Below are 19,235 nucleotides of genomic sequence, written 5' to 3'. Positions count from 1 at the left end.
AAATCGCCTTCGCCGGCAAGCCGTGCTCCTACAGGCATGAGGCGAATCACAGCTCTCGCAAATTTCATAAAAACAATAAAAGCTGATTCAGAGATCCACTGCCATGGCCGCACCTGCCCCCGCGTTATCCCATGACGCCATCATCCAGGACTCCTGGTCCCGTTGCCGTGCGTTCGGCCTGAGCCATCAGAGCACGCCGGCCTTCGATCAGCTGCCGGCCGCCGACATCGCGCACTTGCTGGAGAGCCAGCATTCACTGGTGCAGACCACCCATCAGGAAGTGCTGCCGTACTACGAGAACATCCTCAGCAACTCCAACTGCCTGATCATGCTCGCCGACAATCAGGGCCAGGTGCTGACGTCCTGGGGCACCCAGCGATTCATCGAGCCGGGGCTGGCCCGCGGGTTTGCCGCCGGCGCCAGCTGGATGGAGCGTTGCAGCGGGACCAACGCCATAGGCACTGCGCTGGCGTGCGAGCAGGCGGTGCACATCGAGCACGATGAACACTTCCTCAAGGCCAACCGTTTCATGACCGGTTCCGCCGCGCCGATCTTCGATGCCGAACGCAAGGTCATTGCCGTGCTGGATGTGTCCAGCGACAGTTACCTGCCGCCGTCCCACACCCTGGGCATGGTCAAGATGATGAGTCAGACCGTGGAAAACCGGCTGATCCTCAATCTGTTCCACGGCCAGCATTTCCAGTTGACCTTCAACACCGGCCTGAACAACCTCGACAGTCAGTGGGCCGGGTTGCTGATCTTCGACGAGAGTGGCCACGTGCTGTCCGCCAACCGGCGTGCCGATAATCTACTGGGTGTGCGTTTGTCGCGGGTCAGCGTTGAGAGTCTGTTCAAGGTGTCGTTGCTGGATTTGCTCAATCAGCCGGAAGGCCTGCCCTTCTCGCTCCAGGCTTCCGGGCGCAACCGTTTCCAGTGCGTGCTGAAACGGCCGAAGCAGGCTTTGATTCAACCCAGGGTGTTTACTGAACAAAAAAGCGCCGAACCTGCCGAACCGCCACCGGCCGCGATCAGCCTCAATACCCTGCACTTCGGCGACAGTCGCGTGGAAAAGGCCGTCCGCCAGGCCGAGCGTCTGCTGGAGAAGGACATTCCGCTGCTGATCCACGGCGAGACCGGGGTCGGCAAGGAAGTGTTCGTGAAGGCCCTGCACCAGGCCAGCTCGCGCAACAAACAATCGCTGATCGCCGTCAACTGTGCGGCAATTCCCGCCGAATTGGTGGAGTCCGAGCTGTTCGGCTACGAGAAAGGCGCCTTCACCGGGGCCAACCAGAAAGGCAGCATCGGCCTGATCCGCAAGGCCGATAAAGGCACCCTCTTCCTCGATGAAATCGGCGACATGCCGCTGCCGACTCAGGCGCGGCTGCTGCGCGTGTTGCAGGAACGCTGCGTGCAACCGGTGGGCAGCAGCGAGCTGTTCCCAGTGGACATCCGCATCATTTCCGCGACCAACCGTTCATTGCGCGAACAGGTGCAATTGGGGCGTTTTCGCGAGGACCTGTATTACCGCATCGGCGGCTTGACCTTGGAACTGCCGCCCTTGCGCGAGCGCAGTGACAAGCAGGCGCTGTTCAAGCGCTTGTGGGAACAACATCGCGAGACCAGCCAATGGGCGGGCTTGAGCCGTGAGGTGCTGGAACTGTTCGATCGCCACCCCTGGCCGGGGAACCTGCGGCAGGTCAGCAGCGTGATGCAGGTGGCGCTGGCCATGGCCGAGGAACAGCCGGTAAGGCCTGAGCATTTGCCGGATGATTTTTTTGTCGATCTGGATATGGAGCCGATCGAGACACCGGAGCCGCTGGTGATGGTGGATCTGGATGATGTGGAGGATCTGAATCGGCAGTTGCAGGCGGTGGGAGGCAACATTTCCCATCTGGCGCGGCGGTTGGGGGTTAGTCGCAATACCCTTTACAAGCGGTTGCGTCAGACAGAATGACCGCGTAAGGCTTGAGACCATCGCGGGCAAGCCCGCTCCCACAGGGATCTTCGTCGTACTCAGAATCTGACTTCACCCCGAACCACTGTGGGAGCGGGCTTGCCCGCGATGACGTCAGTCAGGGCACCGCACTATTTGTACCCACCCCAAAAACAAAAACCCGCACAAGGCGGGTTTTGTTTTTCAGCAGCTCTGACGATCAGTCAGCCAACCGCCAGGTCGTCCCGCCCTTGCCGTCTTCCAGCACCACGCCCATGGCGGTGAGCTGGTCGCGGATGCGGTCGGATTCGGCCCAGTCCTTGCCGGCACGTGCCGCCAGGCGCGCGGCGATCAGCGCTTCGACCTCGGCTGCATCCACGCGCCCTTCGGCACCGGCTTGCAGGAAGTCTTCGGCTTCGAGCTGCAACACGCCCAGCACGCCAGCCAGTTCCTTCAGGCGCGCCGCCAGACCGGCCGCCGCGTCGAGATCGCTCTCGCGCAGACGGTTGATCTCACGCACCATCTCGAACAACACCGCACAGGCTTCCGGCGTACCGAAGTCGTCGTTCATCACCGTGGTGAAGCGCTCGACGAACGCTTCGCCGCCAGCCGGGGCGACTTTCGGCAGGCCTTTCAACGCGTGGTAGAAACGCTCCAGGGCGCCCTTGGCGTCCTTGAGGTTGTCTTCCGAATAGTTGATGGCGCTGCGGTAGTGGCTCGACACCAGCAGGTAACGCACGACTTCCGGGTGGTACTTGTCCAGCACGTCGCGGATGGTGAAGAAGTTGTTCAAGGACTTGGACATCTTCTCGCCGTTGATCCGGATCATGCCGCAATGCATCCACGCGTTGGCGTAGGTCTTGCCGGTGGCCGCTTCGCTCTGGGCGATCTCGTTCTCGTGGTGCGGGAACTCCAGGTCGCTGCCGCCGCCATGAATGTCGAACGTCTCGCCCAGGCAGCAGGTCGACATCACCGAGCACTCGATGTGCCAGCCCGGACGCCCGGCGCCCCATGGCGATTCCCAACTCGGCTCGCCCGGCTTGGCGGCTTTCCACAACACGAAGTCCAGCGGGTCCTGCTTGGACTCGTCGACTTCGATGCGGGCGCCGATACGCAGGTCTTCAATCTTCTTGCGCGACAGCTTGCCGTAGCCCATGAACTTGCCGACGCGGTAGTACACGTCGCCATTGCCCGGTGCGTAGGCGTAACCCTTGTCGATCAGGGTCTGGATCATCGCGTGCATGCCAGGGATGTGGTCCGTGGCCCGCGGCTCCATGTCCGGCTTCTTGATGTTCAGGCGCGCTTCGTCTTCGTGCATCGCCGCGATCATGCGCTCGGTCAGGGCTTCGAACGATTCACCGTTCTCGTTGGCCCGATTGATGATCTTGTCGTCAATGTCGGTGATGTTGCGCACATAAGTCAGGTCATAGCCGCTGAAACGCAGCCAGCGGGTCACCAGGTCGAAGGCGACCATGCTGCGGCCGTGGCCCAGGTGGCAGTAGTCGTACACGGTCATGCCGCACACGTACATGCGCACATTGTTGCCATCGAGCGGCTTGAAGACTTCTTTGCTCTTGGTGAGCGTGTTGTAGATCGTAAGCACGTTATTTCCTTGACGCTGAATCACTGGCCCCACGAATCACGCAGGGTCACGGTACGGTTGAATACCGGAGCGCCCGGTTTCGAGTCCTTGATATCCGCGACGAAGTAGCCTTCGCGCTCGAACTGGAAACGGTCTTCCGGCTGTGCGTTGCCGAGCGACGGTTCGGCACGACAACCGGTGAGTACCTGCAGCGAATCAGGGTTGATGTTGTCCAGGAAGCTGGCGCCGTCTTCGGCCTTCTCCGGGTTGGCGGAGCGGAACAGACGGTCGTACAGGCGTACTTCGCACTCCACGCTGCCGGCAGCCGGAACCCAGTGCACCACGCCCTTGACCTTGCGGCCTTCAGGGTTCTTGCCCAGGGTGTCCGGATCGTAGGAGCAACGCAGCTCGACGATGTTGCCGTCGGCGTCCTTGATCGCTTCGTCGGCACGGATCACGTAGCTGCCGCGCAGACGCACTTCGCCAGCCGGTTCCAGGCGCTTGTAGCCTTTCGGCGGCTCTTCCATGAAGTCGTCGCGGTCGATGTAGATCTCGCGGGCGAACGGCAAGACGCGCACGCCCATGTCTTCTTTCGGGTGGCACGGCAGTTCGAGGTTCTCGACCTGGCCTTCCGGATAGTTGGTGATCACGACCTTCAGCGGACGCAGCACGCACATGGCGCGCGGGGCGCTCTGGTCGAGGTCGTCGCGGATGCTGAATTCGAGCATGCCGAAGTCGACCACGCCGTCGGAACGGTTGGTGCCGATCATTTCGCAGAAGTTGCGGATCGATTTCGGCGTGTAGCCACGGCGACGGAAGCCCGACAGCGTGGACATGCGCGGATCGTCCCAGCCGTTGACGTGCTTCTCATCGACCAGTTGCTTGAGCTTGCGCTTGCTGGTGATGGTGTAGTTCAGGTTCAGGCGGCTGAACTCGTACTGGCGCGGGTTGGCCGGCACTGACAGGTGCTCGAGGAACCATTCATACAGCGGGCGATGGCTTTCGAACTCCAGGGTGCAGATCGAGTGGGTGATGCCTTCGATGGCGTCCGACTGACCGTGGGTGAAGTCATAGTTCGGGTAGATGCACCACTTGTCGCCGGTCTGGTGGTGATGCGCATGACGGATGCGGTACATGATCGGGTCGCGCAGGTTCATGTTCGGCGAGGCCATGTCGATCTTGGCGCGCAGAACGCGAGCGCCGTCCGGGAACTCACCGGCGCGCATGCGGGCGAACCAGTCCAGGTTCTCTTCGACGCTGCGGTCGCGGAACGGGCTGTTCTTGCCAGGCTCGGTCAGGCTGCCACGGTATTCCTTGGCCTGCTCCGGGGTCAGGTCGTCGACATAGGCCTTGCCGGCCTTGATCAGCTCGACGGCCCAGTCGTGCAGCTGGTCGAAGTATTGCGAGGCGTAGCGCACTTCGCCGGACCACTCGAAGCCCAGCCACTTGACGTCGCTTTCGATCGCGTCGATGTATTCCTGGTCTTCCTTGGCCGGGTTGGTGTCGTCGAAACGCAGGTGCGTGACGCCGCCGAACTCCTGGGCCAGACCGAAGTTCACGCAGATCGACTTGGCGTGACCGATGTGCAGATAGCCGTTGGGCTCAGGCGGGAAACGGGTGACGATCTGCGTGTGCTTACCCGAGTCCAGGTCCGCCTGGATGATCGGCCGCAGGAAGTTGACCGGCACGGCAGGGCCGGTCTTGGCATTCGAGGTAGGGTCGACAGTGGGCTTGCTCATAGAATCCTTGGCGAAGTGCGTGGCCTGGGTCGAGGCCGGACAAAACAAAGCCGCTATCATAGCCGATGCCGTCAAGCACCTGACAGAGCGTGCTTGGCAAACGGTCGCATTTAATCGGCGACAAACGAAAAAACAGCCTCGAAATTCGCGTCTGTCACGCTAAACTGCGCAGCTTGGCCGATCAGGCTGAACCGGTAACGGAATGAAATGTTCCAATGCCCACGAATTCCCTACAAAGAGTACCGATCATGACCCAAGTCAAACTGACTACCAACTTTGGCGACATCGTTCTGGAACTGGACGCTGCCAAGGCTCCGATCACCGTGGCCAACTTCGTCGAGTACGTCAAAGCCGGTCACTACGAAAACACCGTTTTCCACCGTGTCATCGGTAACTTCATGATCCAGGGCGGCGGTTTCGAGCCAGGCATGAAAGAAAAGAAAGACAAGCGCCCGAGCATCCAGAACGAAGCCGACAACGGTCTTTCCAACGACAAGTACACCATCGCCATGGCCCGTACCATGGAGCCGCATTCGGCTTCGGCACAGTTCTTCATCAACGTGACCGACAACAGCTTCCTGAACCACAGCGGCAAGAACGTTCAGGGCTGGGGCTACGCGGTATTCGGTAAAGTCACCGCAGGCACCGACGTTGTCGACAAGATCAAAGGTGTTGCCACCACTTCCAAGGCCGGCCACCAAGACGTACCAGCAGACGACGTGATCATCGAGAAAGCCGAGATCATTGAGTGATATTGCTGATTTCAGACTTGCATCTGGAAGAGGAGCGCCCGGACATTACCCGGGCGTTTCTGGATTTGCTCGCCGGACGCGCCCGCTCGGCGAGTGCGCTGTACATTCTGGGCGACTTCTTCGAAGCGTGGATTGGCGACGACGCCATGACCCCTTTCCAGCGTTCCATCTGCCAGGCCCTGCGCGAATTGAGCGACAGCGGCACGGCCATCTTTCTCATGCACGGCAATCGCGATTTCATGCTGGGCCAGGCCTTCTGCAAACAGGCCGGCTGCACGTTGCTGAAAGATCCGAGTGTCGTGCCGTTCAATGGCGAGCCGGTGCTGTTGATGCACGGCGACAGCCTGTGCACCCGCGACGAAGCCTATATGAAGCTGCGTCGCTACCTGCGTAACCCCGTCACCCTGTTCATCCTGCGCCATCTGCCGCTGCGCACCCGGCACAAGCTGGCGCGCAAGCTGCGCAGCGAAAGCCGCGCGCAAACGCGGATGAAGGCCAATGACATCGTCGATGTCACGCCGGAGGAAATTCCGCGGATCATGCAGGAATACGGGGTGAAGACCCTGATCCACGGGCATACCCATCGTCCGGCGATTCACAAGTTGCAGATCGGCGACCAGGCCGCACGGCGCATCGTGTTGGGGGATTGGGATCGTCAGGGTTGGGCGCTACAAGTGGACGACAGCGGCTACACCCTCGCCCCCTTCGACTTCGCCCCGCCGCCGCAGTTGGCTGCGCCTGCCCTGTAGGAGCGAGCTTGCTCGCGATGAAGGTTGGCGCACCGCGGGGTGTCAGGCTTCCCGCGTCATCGTTAACGTCCATCGCGAGCAAGCTAGCTCCTACAGGGGGCAGCGGAGGTCTTAGTGGCCGGCGGAGGCCGCAGGCCCGGCCTTGGCCGTGAACGGTGGTTTTGCCAGCCAGACAATCAGGATCAGCCCCATGAACATCCAGCCCAGCAAGGTGAAGTAGTCCACCGTGGACATGATGTACGCCTGGCTGGTAACCATCTGCTCCAGCTGCGTGTACGCCTTGGCCCCTTCTCCGCCCAACTGCGTCAGCGTCTCGCGGGTGGCCGGGTCGTACTGGGTGATGCTTTCGGTCAGGTACGCATGGTGCTGGTCGGCGCGGCGGATCCAGATCCAGGTGGTCAACGACGCCGCGAAACTGCCGCCCAGGGTCCGCAGGAACGTGGCCAGGCCCGAGCCGTCGGCAATCTGATGCGGAGGCAAATCCGACAGCAGGATGGTCAGGGTCGGCATGAAGAACAGGGCCACGCCGATCCCCATGAACAGCTGCACCATGGCGATGTGCTGGAAGTCCACTTCATTGGTGAAACCGGCACGCATGAAACAGCTCAAACCAATGGCCAGGAACGCCCCGCCCGCCAGCACCCGCATGTCGAAGCGCGGCGCGTATTTGCCGACGAACGGTGACAGCAGCACCGGCAGGATGCCCAACGGCGCCACGGCGAAACCGGCCCAGGTCGCGGTGTAGCCTAGCCGCGTCTGCAGCCACTGCGGCAGGATCAGGTTGATCCCGAAGAACCCGGCGTAACCCAGAATCAACACGATGGTGCCGTAACGGAAGTTACGGTGAGCGAACAGCCGCAGGTTCACCACCGGATGCTCGTCGGTCATTTCCCAGATCACGAAAAACGCCAGGGCGACCACGGAAATGGCCGTACCAATAATAATGAAGTTCGATTCGAACCAGTCCGCGTCATTGCCCTTGTCGAGCACGATCTGCAAGGCACCGACGCCGATGATCAACGCGATCAGACCGACGTAATCCATCGGCTGGCGACTGGTAACCACCGGCCGTTTCTTCATCTGCTGCGTCACCACCCAGGCGGCGAACAGCCCGATCGGCACGTTGATGAAGAAAATCCACGGCCAGCTATAGCTGTCGGTGATCCAGCCGCCGAGAATCGGCCCGGCAATCGGCGCCACTACCGTCACCATCGCCAGCAGCGCCAGGGCCATCCCCCGTTTCGCCGGCGGGTAGACCGCAATCAGCAGGGTCTGGGTCATCGGGTACAACGGCCCCGCCACGACCCCTTGCAGGACACGAAAGCCCACCAGTTCCGGCATCGAGGTGGAAATCCCGCAGAGGAACGACGCCAGCACGAACAGCAGCGTCGCCCATACAAACAGCTTCACCTCGCCGAAGCGCCGGCTGAGCCAGCCGGTCAGCGGCAAGGCGATGGCGTTGCTCACGGCAAACGAGGTAATGACCCAGGTGCCCTGCTCCGCACTCACGCCCAGGTTGCCGGAAATCGTCGGCAAGGCCACGTTGGCGATGGTGGTGTCGAGCACCTGCATGAAGGTCGCCAGCGACAGGCCGATGGTGCTGAGCACCAGGCTGGGTGGCGTGAAAGAGGCGTTATTGCTCATCGCGAATCCTTGGAAACCGGGTGGGCGCCGCGCCCGTCACAGGCGCGGCCGACGGATTGGCGAATCAGCGTTTCGCGGTCTTGCTGACCGAGGCGCTGTTGTCGTGAATCAGTTGCGTAATCATGGCGTCGGCTTCGGCCAACTGGCGGTCGTAGATGCTAGTGCTGAACGAGGCCTTTTGCGGCGGCTGCTGGGCCAGCACCGGGCCGCTCTGGTCGTGCAGATCGACATCGACGATGGTCGACAGACCGACGCGCAACGGGTGTTTGGCCAGTTCATCGGCGTTGACATGAATCCGCACCGGCACCCGCTGGACGATCTTGATCCAGTTACCGGTGGCGTTCTGCGCCGGCAGCAGGGCAAAGGCGCTGCCGGTTCCGGCACCGAGGCTGTCGATGGTGCCGCTGTATTTCACACTGCTGCCGTAGAGGTCGGTTTCAATTTCCACCGGCTGGCCGATGCGCATGTCACGCAGCTGGGTTTCCTTGAAGTTGGCGTCGATCCACAGTTGATTGAGCGGGATCACCGCCATCAGCGCCTCGCCCGGCTGGACCCGCTGGCCCAGTTGCACGGTGCGTTTGGCCACGTAGCCGGTGACCGGTGCGATCAGGGTGCTGCGAGCATTGTTCAGGTAGGCCTGGCGCAATTGCGCGGCGGCCGCCATCACGTCCGGGTGCGAAGACACCACGGTGTCGTCCACCAGAGCGCTGGTGGTCTTGAGTTTCTGCTGGGCGTTGGCCAAGGCGTTTTGCGCCGAGGTCAGGTCGTCACGGGCGTGGGACAGTTCTTCCTGGGAAATCGCCCCGCCGGCGGCGAGATTCTTACGGCGGTTGTAGTTGTCCTGGGCCTTTTGCACTTCGGCCTGTTGGGCGTTGACCTGGGCTCTCTGGCCGTCGACGTTGCTGTACAGACCACGGACCTGACGCACGGTGCGCGCCAGGGAAGCCTGGGCGTTTTGCAGGCCGATCTGGGCATCGTTGGGGTCGAAGTTCACCAGCACCTGGCCTTCCTGCACCAGATCGCCATCATCGGCACCGATGCTGACCACCGTACCCGTAGTCAGCGGGGTGATTTCCACTACGTTGCCGTTGACGTAGGCGTCGTCGGTGCTTTCGCTCCAGCGCCCGTAAAACTCGTGATAAGCCCACACGCCCGCGCCGCACAACACGACCACGATGGCGAGGATCAGCAGCATGAACTTGCGCTTGCCCGAGTTGGGATTTCCCTGGGTTGTTTCAGTTGAGGTTGTATCGGCAGTGGCCATGACAAATACCTTGAATTAGTGAGTCAGCGTGGCTGGAGCGGCTGTAGTCGAGGAAGCGATGGCCTCTGGTTGAAACCCGCCACCCAGCGCCTGCATCAGTTGGATCGACAGGTCGATCTGCTCGGCATTCAGGCTGGCCAGCTGACGCTGGGCCTGAAGCAATTGCTGCTCGATGCTGAGCACGTCCAGGTAGTTACCGATGCCGGAACCGTACCGCTGGACCACGGTGTTGTAAGACTGCTGGGCAATGTCGGTGGCGTGCTGCTGGGCGGCGATCTGCCGGCCGATGTCACGCAGCTGGTTGATGCTGTCGCTGACATCCCCCAGCGCCTTGACCAGGCTTTTGTTGTACTGCGCCACCGCCAGGTCGTAGTCGGCGTCGCGGGAATCGAGGTCGGCTCGCAGGCGGCCGCCGTCGAAAATCGGCACCGAAATCGTCGGTGCGATGTTGAAGAAGCGACTGGCCGAACCGAACATCGCGTCGCCCAACAAGGATTCGGCACCGGCAGCGGCACTGAGGTTCAAGTTGGGATAGAAGCGGGTCTTGCCGGCGTCGATGCTCTTGCTCGCCGCCTCCACCCGCCAGCGCGCGGCCACCAGGTCCGGACGTCGGCCGAGCAACTCGGCGGGCAATACCGACGGCAAAGCCACGGCGCTGGCCTTGAGGATTTGCGGGCGGGCTATTTCATTGCCACGGTCCGGGCCTTTGCCGAGCAACACGGCCAGGGCGATTTTCGCGCTGTTCAGGCGTTTTTCGGCGTCGATCAGGTTGGCCTGGGAAGTGGCTTCAAGGCTTTCGGTCTGCTGGAACTGATACTGGCTGTCGATCCCGGACGCCAGGCGACGCTGGCTCAGGTCGAGCATCTGCCTCGTGCGTTTGAGGTCCTCGGCGGACAGGTCATAGACAATGTGCGCCAGCCCCAGATCGCTGTAGGCGCGGGCGACGTCGGCGGACAGGGTCAACTGCGCGGCCTGACGGTCGACTTCGGCGGCACGGGCCTGGCCCAGCGCGGCTTCCCAGGCGTCACGCTGACCGCCCCAGAGATCGAAGTTGTAATTGAAGGTGGCTGCCAGGCTGCGCACGGTGGCGTAGTGATCGCCCTGCCCCAGCGGATCCTGATCCTTGGCAAAGCGCGAACGGCTGACACCGGCGCTGGCATCTAGGGTCGGCATCCGTTCGGCGTCGGCGGCCGATGCCGCGGCGCTGGCTTGATGGGCGCGGGCGTCGGCGATCTGCATGTCCGGGCTGTCGTGCAGGGCTTCGCGGATCAGACCGTCGAGCTGCGGATCGCCAAGAGTCTTCCACCAGTCGCTTTGCGGCCAGGCTGCCGGCGACAGGGTGACACCGTTGAGGGATTGTCCGGCCTTGAGGCTCTTGGCATCGAGGCTGACGCCTTCGGGGTTCAGGCCGCTGTAGTTGGCGCAACCGGCCAGGGTCATGGCCAGCAGCACCAGGCTCAGGCCCGTGCGTACGGTTTTACTGTTCATGAGTACCACCCAACCGCAGCACGGTGATCGAGTCACCGGCCGCCAGCAGTATTTTCTTGAGGATGTTTTCCAGGGTTTGCAGCTCTTCGGGAGAAACGGCACCTGCCAGTTCGTTCATGGCGTCGGCGCCGATGTGCGGCAGGCGGTCGGCCAGCGACTGACCCTCTTCTGTCAGCACCAGCCGTACCTGACGGCGATCTTCTTCGGAGCGTTGGCGAGCGAGGAAACCTTTCTGCTCCAGACGATCGAGCATGCGGGTCATCGAGCCGCTGTCCAGGGACAGGTGGCGGCACAGCTCGCCCGGCGAATCGACGCCATACTGGGCGATGATGATCAGCACCTTGAACTGCGCGGCGGTAATGCCGTGGGGTTCCATGTGCGTGTCGAGGATGCGGTCCTTGAGCAGCGCGGCACGTCCGAGCAGCATGCCGAGATGGCAATTGTGGAAGTTGTCTGGAGAGAAATGTTTCATCTGACCACCGATTAGCTGCTTAGGCAGTGAATGTATGACCAGATGTTACTGCCTAGGCAGCCAATGTCAACGTAATAGTTAGGTTGCTTTGCAATTAGTTGACCAATGGCGTCGGATTTAGGGGTGAACACAATTCCTGTGGCGAGGGGGCTTGCCCCCGCTGGGTCGCGAAGCGACCCCAAAAAGACGGGACTGCTGCGCAGTCCAACGGGGCGGTGCGACGTTTCGACAAGCCCCCTCGCCACAGGTATGTGCTCATAAAGCTCCCACAGAGGTCAGTGTGATCCTTGTGGGAGCGAGCCTGCTCGCGATTGGGGCGATGCCGATTTGGGAGACAACGGGATCTAGAAGTCCCGCTTGTAGAAGATATCCAGCGAACTGGCCACGCCGCCCGCCGCTTCCAGGTAGACCTTCTTGCTCAGCTTGTAGCGCAAGGCGATGGTGTTGGCCGGTTCGAACACGCCGACGCCGTAGCGCAGGCTGAGCTTCTCGGAGAGGTTGCCGCTGGCGACCACGCTGGTGGCGTTGCCGCTGCCCTGAGTATCGAGCTGGAAATCGTCGATGCCCAGATTCTTCGCCAGGCTGCCCGTCACCCCGGAACTGCCCATCAGCCCCAGACCGAGGGCCGCCTGCGCCAGCATGTTGTTGTCTTCGCCGCTGGTGCTCAGCGGACGACCGAGTACCAGATAGGACAGCGCCTGCTCCTGGCTCATGGCCGGTTCCGAGAAAATCTGCGTGGTCGGCTGCTCGGCACTGCCGCTCAGGCGAATCCCTGCAATCACATCGTCGGTCTGGCGGATGGCTTCGATATCCAGATATGGCTGGTCGATGGGACCGGCGAACAGTAGACGCGCACGACGCACCGTCAGGCGCTGGCCATAGGCGCGGTAACGGCCGTCGTTGAGCCAGAGTTCGCCACGGGTGTCGAGGTTGTCGCCGATGTGCACATGCCCCTGCAGGTTCGCCGTCAGCCCGAACCCGGAGAAAGCCAGCTTCTCCTCGCCCACCACCACATCGATGTCCATGACCGTGGCCATCGGCGGTTTGCCCTCTTCGGTCTGTTGGCCGACGATCACCGTGTCATCGGAGACCTTGACCGTCGATGGCGGCAATTCGCGAATGGTGATCTCGCCCTTGGGCACGAGCACTTTGCCGGCGACCGCGAGCTTGTCGTCCTTGATCGAGATTTTCAGGTCCGGCGCCACTTCGAGCTTGGCGTATGGCTCGACGGTGACCGGCAACTGCGAACCCTTGAGTGCCAGATTCATCGCCAGCGCCTGACCCCAGGCGATATCGCCGTTGAGACTGCCTTGCCCGGTCTTGCCGCTTTTCCAGTCGCCGTTGAGTTGCACGGTTTCGCCGGCGATCACCGCGCGCACTTGCAGGGCCTCGATCTCCATCGGCAATTCCGGGCCGGAGACTTCACCGTCGCTGAGCAGCAGATTGCCATTGATCTGCGGCGCCAGCAGGCCACCGGTAATGGTGCCGCTGCCGTTCAAACGCCCGGTCAATTTTTCCACCATCGGCACGAAGGGACGGGCCACCGACAGGTCCAGGCCGCTCAGGCGGAATGAACCGGACACGGGCTTGTCCTTCGGCAGCGGATTGATCTGCGCCTGCACCATCAGCTCGCCGAGCTTGCCGCCGACGAAATTGAGGTTGGTGTCGATGCGCTTGGGTGTGAGCTTGCTGGTGAGGTTCAGGGTCTGGTACGGGAAGTCCAGCCACTGGTCCTTTTCCTTGACCCGCAGGGTGCCGCCGCTGGCATCGATACTGATCTGGCCGTTCGGACCGCTGGCCGGCACGTCCAGTTGCACGTCGGCATTGAGGCTGCCCTTCCAGGCGAAATCCTTCGGCAGCCATTGGGCCAGGCTTTCGATCGGGAACTGCTTGAGGTGATAACGCAGCTTCGGTTCCGGCATCAGGCGCTGATCTTCACCGCACAGACTCGAGGCGCCGGACATCCAGCAATGGGCGCCGAAGTTGATTTTGCCGTCCGCCAGACGCTCAAGCTTTGCCGGACCCTGCAGCTTCCAGTCCTGCCCGCCGGCCTGAATATCGCCATTGGCCAGCCGTCCGCGCCAGTTGCCCTTGTCCAGCGCGCCATCGAAACCGAGGGCCAGTTTCAGCTTCGGCCCTTGCAGATCGAGGTCGAGTTTCTGGTTCTTGATGTCGCCCTGGCCACTGGCGGTCAGGGTGCCCAGTGACGTGTCACCGGTCTGGATGCCGCTGCCCTTGAGGTCGATTTTCGCCCGTTGCGCGCTGTCGAGCGTGGCGTCCAGGTTCAGGCTTTGCAGGCGATGTTCGGCGAACGCCAGTTGCGTGCCTTGCAGGTCGAGCTTGCCCTGGGGCGCCTTGAGAGTACCGGCGACGTCGACCCGGCCATTGATCTGCCCGCGCAACTGCGGCCAGAGCTGGGCCAGGCGAGTCAGCTTGATGTCGATCTGCCCGGCGAGTTTCTGTTGCAGGCTGCCCTTGCCATTGATGCTGTTGTCGCCGAGACGGATCTGCAACGCGTTGAGGTTCCATTGCTCGCCGGCGCCATCGGCCTTGGCTTGCAGCACGGCCGGCTGGCCACGCAGTTTGCCCTTCAAGTCCAGGTCGGCGTTCAGGCTGAGCTGTTCGTTCTTGAACTCGCCCTTGCTGCGCAGCGGTCCGGCGAGGGTGCCCGGCAACTCCGCCACCCAGTACGCCGGGTTGATTGCCGACAGATCCAGCGCGGTGTCCCAGGCAATGCCATCGGCGAATTGCAGGTTCAGGTGCCCTTCGGCCTTGCCCTGCCCGGCCACCAGCTGGATCTGTTGCAGATAGACTTTTGTCAGGTCGCCGGCGAACGGGCTGGTCAGGGTGAAGGCGCCGGCCGGTCCGTCCGCCGCGGCGTCGAAGTGGCCGAGGTACTTGCCGTCGGTGTAGGACACTTCGCCCTTGAAGGTGCGCAAGGTGACTTCCGGTTCGTCGATCACCGGGTACAGGCTGTGCCAGGGGAAATCCAGCCAGTCGACTTTCGCGTCGGCGGTCAAACCCTTGCTCCAGTCCAGCTGGCCGCTGAGTTTCAGGCTTTGCTTGTCGCTGGCGCTCAGGTCCAGGGCGGCGATTTGCGCGCCATTGGCGTCGACCTTGCCTTGCAGAGCCAGTGCCACCGGTCCTTTTTCGGCGGGCAGTGTCGCGCTGCCCACTAGCTGGTAACCGTTCTTCAGGTCACCTTCACCGGTGAGAACCAGTTGATTGAATTGCAGGGTGTCCGGCAGATCGGCGACGGGCTTGAAACTATCGGCGGTGATACGCACCTTGGCCGGCAGATTTTCCGCCAGAGCTTGCAGCTCGCCAGTCAGTTGTCCGTTCAGGTAACCGCTGCTGTCGGCTTTCAGATTCAAGGTTTTCAGCAGCTCACCGTCGACATTCAGCGCCAGCGCCCAAGGCTCGGTGCCGGGCGAAGGCAGGGTCAGGTTGCCTTCGGCCTTGAGCGGCCAATTGCCGGTGGGTTGCAGCAGGCCGGAGAGATTCAGGCTCAGTTCGTCGCGCTGCAATTTCACCGAATCAATCTGCAGGCCGTTGGCGGTCCAGTGCGCCGCCAGTTGCAGGCCCTTGAGCTGTTCGCTGCCGTTGAACAGCAGGCTGCCGACCTGAATGTCGCCCAGTTCCAGGGCCACGGGCAGCTTCAAGTCCGGGAGGCTGATCGGCCCGCTGTCTGGCGCGTCGTTGCTCGGGGGAATTTGCAGGCTGACCTGATCGGCCTTCAGCTGATCGATGCACAGGGTCATGCGGGTCAGGCACAGCGGCCGCCAGGCGAAGATCACTTTGTTCAGTTCGACCCGGTCGCTGCCCTGTTCCCACAACAGATGATCGGCGCTCCACTGGCTGCCGAGTCGGCCCTGGAAGTTGTCCAGGGTCAGACCCGGCACGAATCCCAGCGCCCAGCGGCTGCCGGTCGCTGTGCCGAGCACGCTGGTCAATGTCACGACGATCAGCAACAGCAGCGCCAGAATCGCCAGTGACACAATCTTCAAACCTCGCCTTACAAAAACAGGCTTCACAACTCTGGCCCCATGGAAAAGTGCAATCGGATACCGCCATCGTCGTCCAGCGCATGGGCCAGGTCGAGGCGGATCGGCCCCACCGGCGATACCCAGCGCACGCCGATACCGACCCCGGTCTTGAGGCTTGGCAGTTCAAGGTTATTGAAGGCGTTGCCCTGATCGACAAATGTCGCGACCCGCCATTTTTCGGCCACCGAATATTGGTACTCGGCACTGGCCGTCACCATGTAGCGGCCACCGATGCGGTCGCCCTGGTTGTTTTCCGGGGACAGGCTCTGATAGTCGTAGCCGCGCACGCTCTGATCGCCACCGGCGAAGAAACGCAAGGAAGGCGGGATCGATTTGAAGCCGTTGGTGGCGCTACCGCCGACCTGCACCCGGCCGAGGAAGCGGTGTTTGTCGAACACCGTGGTCAAGCCTTTGACCAGCGCCGAGCCGTACACCAGATTGTTGTCCGAACCCAGCCCTTCCTTGGCCACCTTGGTTTCGAATGCCAGGCGATAGCCGTTGTGCGGGTCGATGCGGTTGTCGCTTTTCAGGTAGGTGTAGCTCACGCCGGGCATCAGCAAGGTACTGAGTCCGGAGTCGTCGCCCAGTCGGTATTCCTCGCGCTGCCACTTGAGCGACACCACCCGTTGCCAGCCACTGGGCAACTTGCTGTGCCACTCCGGGCCCAGGGTCAGCAGCTTGCTGAGGCTGTCCTTGTCGGCGATTTCTTCGTTCTGGTAGCCGCCGGCGAAACGCAGTTTGTCGGTCAGCGGCGGGTCCAGTGGAATGTCGTAGAACACCCCGACGTTCTGCCGTGGCGCGGAGATTTCGGTTTCCCAGCCATAACTGTGACCTTGGGGATTGACCCAGTGGCGGGTCCAGTTGGCCTTGACCCGCGGGCCGACGTCGGTGGAATAACCAAGCCCCAGGCCCAAGGTCCGTGGCTTGCGGGTGTCCAGCTTGACGTCGACCGGGATCACGTTGTCTTTCGCCGCCGTAGGCGCGGCATCGACCCGCACGGCCTCGAAATAGCCGCTCGATTGCAGCGCCTGGCTGAGTTCGGCGATCAGTTCGGAGTCGTAGGGCGTACCGGCCTTGAACGGCACCATGCGTTGCAGCAGGTCTTCATCGAACGGGGTGTCGCCCTCGAAACTGACCTTGCCCATGGAGTAACGCGGACCGCTGTCGTAGATCAACTCGATATCCGCTACGCCAGCCCGCGGGTCGACCGCCAGTTTCGAACTGGTGAACCGACCGCTGAAGAAACCGAAGCGCGAGGCCTGATTCTGGATCAGCCGCTTGGCGTCGTCGTATTGCCCATGATTGAGCACGGCGCCGGTTTGCAGCGCATGGTTCTCGGGCACACGAAAGGACTTGAGGGAGGCCGCAGGACCGTCGACGCGGATGGTGACGTTGCGCAGGTGCACCGGCTCGCCGGGTTCGATGTTGAGTATCAGGTGCGGGGTCTTGCCGCCGGTGACGGTGCTGTCGATCTGCGGCTGGTAATAGCCCAGGGCCTGGGCGGCCTTGCGCGCCTGTTCTTCGGCGCCGCGACTGAAGCGCAGCAGCGCCTCTTCGTCACGATCGCCGAGACTGCCGATATAGCCTTCTATATTGGCTTTGAGTGCATCGTTGGACGGTTTGATCCGCACATCCAATTCACTTTGGGCCAGTGCCGTGCAGCTGCTGATCAGCAGGAGCACGCCACTGGTGATTCTTCCTGGAAACTTCATAAGCGCGGATGCTATCACGGGCGTCGGACGGTGATAGAGCCCGGGACGCCGCAAAAGTTCGCCACTCAGGCCGTCGCGCTCTGCACCACCTGGGGGTTGGGGTGAAAAAACACGTGGTCGCGCACCGGCCCCACCGCCACCTCGCCAATTTCCTCGTAGCCCTGGCGCTTGTAGAACTCCAGATAGCGCTCATCGCCGGTGTCGAGCACCACGCCCTGGGAAGTTTCATCCACCGCGCACCAGTTGTGCACCGCTTGCAGCAGCTGTTCGCCAAAGTGCTTGCCCTGGAATTGCGGGTGAATCCCCAGCAACGGCAGGACATGCACCGAGTCCGACGGCGAGCACGCGGCGACCGCATCGTGATATTCGAGGTAGCGACGGGTGCAGCGAAAACCGGTGCTGAGCACCATGCGCAGGCGCCAGGCCCAGCTTTCGGTGATGCCGAGCCGACGTTGCGGTGGCGCGATCAGGGCGATGCCGATCAGGCGGTCGTTGACCAGCAGGCCGATGGCCGGCAAGTCCTGCATGAAGTGCTGCGTGACCAGTTCGCGCACCGTGGCGCGCACCCGCTGCTCGTAGCCCGGGCGCTCGGCTTCGAACAGGTAACTGAAGGTCGGCTCGTGCCGATACGCCTGATACAACAGGGAACGCGCTTCGCGGGCATAGCCGCTGTCGAGCATGTGGATATCGGCGATGGCGGTGGATGTTTCGGGCATGACGGTTGATCTCCCCGGCACAGCTCGAGTGGCTGCGCTCTTTTAGTACGAGCTGTGGGCGACGATACAGTTCCCCCACAGGTATAGACGCTTGGAGCGAGACTTGCCCCACTACAACACTGGCCCGATTCCTACAGGTCAGCTAGCATCGCCCTTTTTGCCAGGACTGCCGACCATGAAGATCGTCTCCTTCAACATCAACGGGCTGCGCGCCCGTCCCCATCAGCTGGCGGCGCTGATAGAAAAGCACCAGCCCGATGTGATCGGGTTGCAGGAAACCAAGGTCCACGACGACCAGTTCCCCCTCGATGAAGTCAAAGCCCTGGGCTACCACGTGTATTTCCACGGCCAGAAAGGCCACTACGGCGTCGCCCTGCTCTCGCGCCAGGAACCGATTGCCGTGCACAAGGGCTTTGCCAGCGACGAAGAAGACGCCCAGCGCCGCTTCATCTGGGGCACCTTCGCCGACGCCAACGGCGCGCCGGTCACCATCATGAACGGCTACTTCCCCCAGGGTGAAAGCCGCGACCACCCGACCAAATTCCCGGCCAAGGCGCGCTTCTACAGCGATCTGCAAGTCTTGCTGGAAAGCCAGTTCAAGAACGACCAGTCGCTGGTGGTCATGGGCGACGTGAACATTTCCCCGGAAGACTGCGACATCGGCATCGGCCCGGACAACATGAAGCGCTGGCTGAAAACCGGCAAATGCAGCTTCCTTCCCGAAGAACGCGAGTGGATGGCGCGCCTGAAGAACTGGGGCCTGACCGACAGCTTCCGCCACCTGAACCCCGAAGTGGCTGATGTCTTCAGCTGGTTCGACTACCGCAGCCGTGGGTTTGAAGACGAACCCAAGCGCGGCCTGCGTATCGACGTGATCCTCGCCTCCCACGGCTTGCTGCCGCGGGTCAAGGCGGCTGGAGTCGACTATGAACTGCGCGGTATGGAAAAACCGTCGGATCATGCGCCGATCTGGCTTGAATTGAGCTGATCACGGGCTCACACAATCCCCTTGTGGGAGCGGGCTTGCCCGCGAAGGCGGTGTGTCAATCAATACATGTGGCGACTGACACACCGCATTCGCGAGCAAGCCCGCTCCCACAATGGAAACCGTCATTTTTCAGTAATGTTACTGACTTAT

13 protein-coding genes are annotated in these 19,235 nt (G+C 62.0%); 4 read left to right on the top strand and 9 right to left on the bottom strand.

Features of this window, described 5'->3' with window-relative positions; translation table 11 throughout:
* Positions 1-103: 103 nt before the first annotated feature.
* Complete coding sequence (locus ACW9JE_RS07935; RefSeq protein ID WP_457432431.1) at positions 104-1,954, top strand: sigma-54-dependent Fis family transcriptional regulator; 1,851 nt, start codon at positions 104-106, stop codon at positions 1,952-1,954.
* 199 nt (positions 1,955-2,153) lie between these two features.
* Here the strand turns inward: ACW9JE_RS07935 and cysS are convergent, their stop codons facing one another.
* Both cysS and ACW9JE_RS07925 read right to left on the bottom strand, forming a co-directional pair.
* Complete coding sequence (cysS, locus tag ACW9JE_RS07930; protein WP_457432430.1) at positions 2,154-3,536, bottom strand: cysteine--tRNA ligase; 1,383 nt, start codon at positions 3,534-3,536, stop codon at positions 2,154-2,156.
* Between the two features lie 20 nt (positions 3,537-3,556).
* Complete coding sequence (locus ACW9JE_RS07925) at positions 3,557-5,254, bottom strand: glutamine--tRNA ligase/YqeY domain fusion protein (protein ID WP_457432429.1); 1,698 nt, start codon at positions 5,252-5,254, stop codon at positions 3,557-3,559.
* 248 nt (positions 5,255-5,502) lie between these two features.
* On the opposite strand from ACW9JE_RS07925, the gene ACW9JE_RS07920 reads away from it, so the two are divergent.
* Positions 5,503-6,006 (top strand): peptidylprolyl isomerase, encoded by a 504-nt coding sequence (locus ACW9JE_RS07920; protein ID WP_224534070.1) that lies wholly within the window; start codon positions 5,503-5,505, stop codon positions 6,004-6,006.
* The gene (gene lpxH, locus ACW9JE_RS07915) at positions 6,003-6,755 is read left to right on the top strand and encodes a UDP-2,3-diacylglucosamine diphosphatase (protein WP_457432428.1); all 753 of its coding nucleotides are present in this window, start codon (positions 6,003-6,005) and stop codon (positions 6,753-6,755) included. Before ACW9JE_RS07920 ends, lpxH begins: the two co-directional genes overlap by 4 nt.
* Before the next feature lie 111 nt (positions 6,756-6,866).
* Here lpxH and ACW9JE_RS07910 read toward each other — a convergent pair whose 3' ends face one another.
* From ACW9JE_RS07910 to ACW9JE_RS07880, 7 genes are all read right to left on the bottom strand, one after another.
* Entirely contained in the window at positions 6,867-8,399 is a 1,533-nt protein-coding gene (locus tag ACW9JE_RS07910; protein WP_224534072.1) for a DHA2 family efflux MFS transporter permease subunit, read from the bottom strand.
* A gap of 64 nt (positions 8,400-8,463) precedes the next feature.
* Positions 8,464-9,663 (bottom strand): HlyD family efflux transporter periplasmic adaptor subunit, encoded by a 1,200-nt coding sequence (locus ACW9JE_RS07905; protein ID WP_457432427.1) that lies wholly within the window; start codon positions 9,661-9,663, stop codon positions 8,464-8,466.
* A gap of 15 nt (positions 9,664-9,678) precedes the next feature.
* Positions 9,679-11,151, bottom strand: coding sequence for an efflux transporter outer membrane subunit (locus tag ACW9JE_RS07900; protein WP_457432426.1), 1,473 nt, complete (start codon positions 11,149-11,151; stop codon positions 9,679-9,681).
* A complete protein-coding gene (locus tag ACW9JE_RS07895) occupies positions 11,141-11,623 on the bottom strand; it encodes a MarR family winged helix-turn-helix transcriptional regulator (protein ID WP_224534075.1) in 483 nt (160 codons plus the stop codon). Before ACW9JE_RS07895 ends, ACW9JE_RS07900 begins: the two co-directional genes overlap by 11 nt.
* Positions 11,624-11,967: 344 nt before the next feature.
* Positions 11,968-15,657, bottom strand: a complete 3,690-nt coding sequence (locus ACW9JE_RS07890; RefSeq protein ID WP_457432425.1) for a translocation/assembly module TamB domain-containing protein — start codon at positions 15,655-15,657, stop codon at positions 11,968-11,970.
* Complete coding sequence (locus tag ACW9JE_RS07885; RefSeq protein ID WP_224534077.1) at positions 15,654-17,381, bottom strand: autotransporter assembly complex protein TamA; 1,728 nt, start codon at positions 17,379-17,381, stop codon at positions 15,654-15,656. The genes ACW9JE_RS07890 and ACW9JE_RS07885 overlap by 4 nt, the downstream gene beginning before the upstream one ends.
* 65 nt (positions 17,382-17,446) lie before the next feature.
* Entirely contained in the window at positions 17,447-18,097 is a 651-nt protein-coding gene (locus tag ACW9JE_RS07880) for a GNAT family N-acetyltransferase (RefSeq protein WP_457432424.1), read from the bottom strand.
* A 175-nt stretch (positions 18,098-18,272) separates the two neighbouring features.
* Here ACW9JE_RS07880 and xthA point away from each other — a divergent pair, with 175 nt between their 5' ends.
* Complete coding sequence (gene xthA / locus ACW9JE_RS07875; protein WP_457432423.1) at positions 18,273-19,085, top strand: exodeoxyribonuclease III; 813 nt, start codon at positions 18,273-18,275, stop codon at positions 19,083-19,085.
* Positions 19,086-19,235 lie beyond the last annotated feature (150 nt).

The sequence above is a fragment of the Pseudomonas sp. SDO55104_S430 genome, assembly GCF_054070595.1.
The sequence above is the reverse complement of the archived record's forward strand: the minus strand, read 5'-3'. Positions and strand labels throughout refer to the sequence as shown.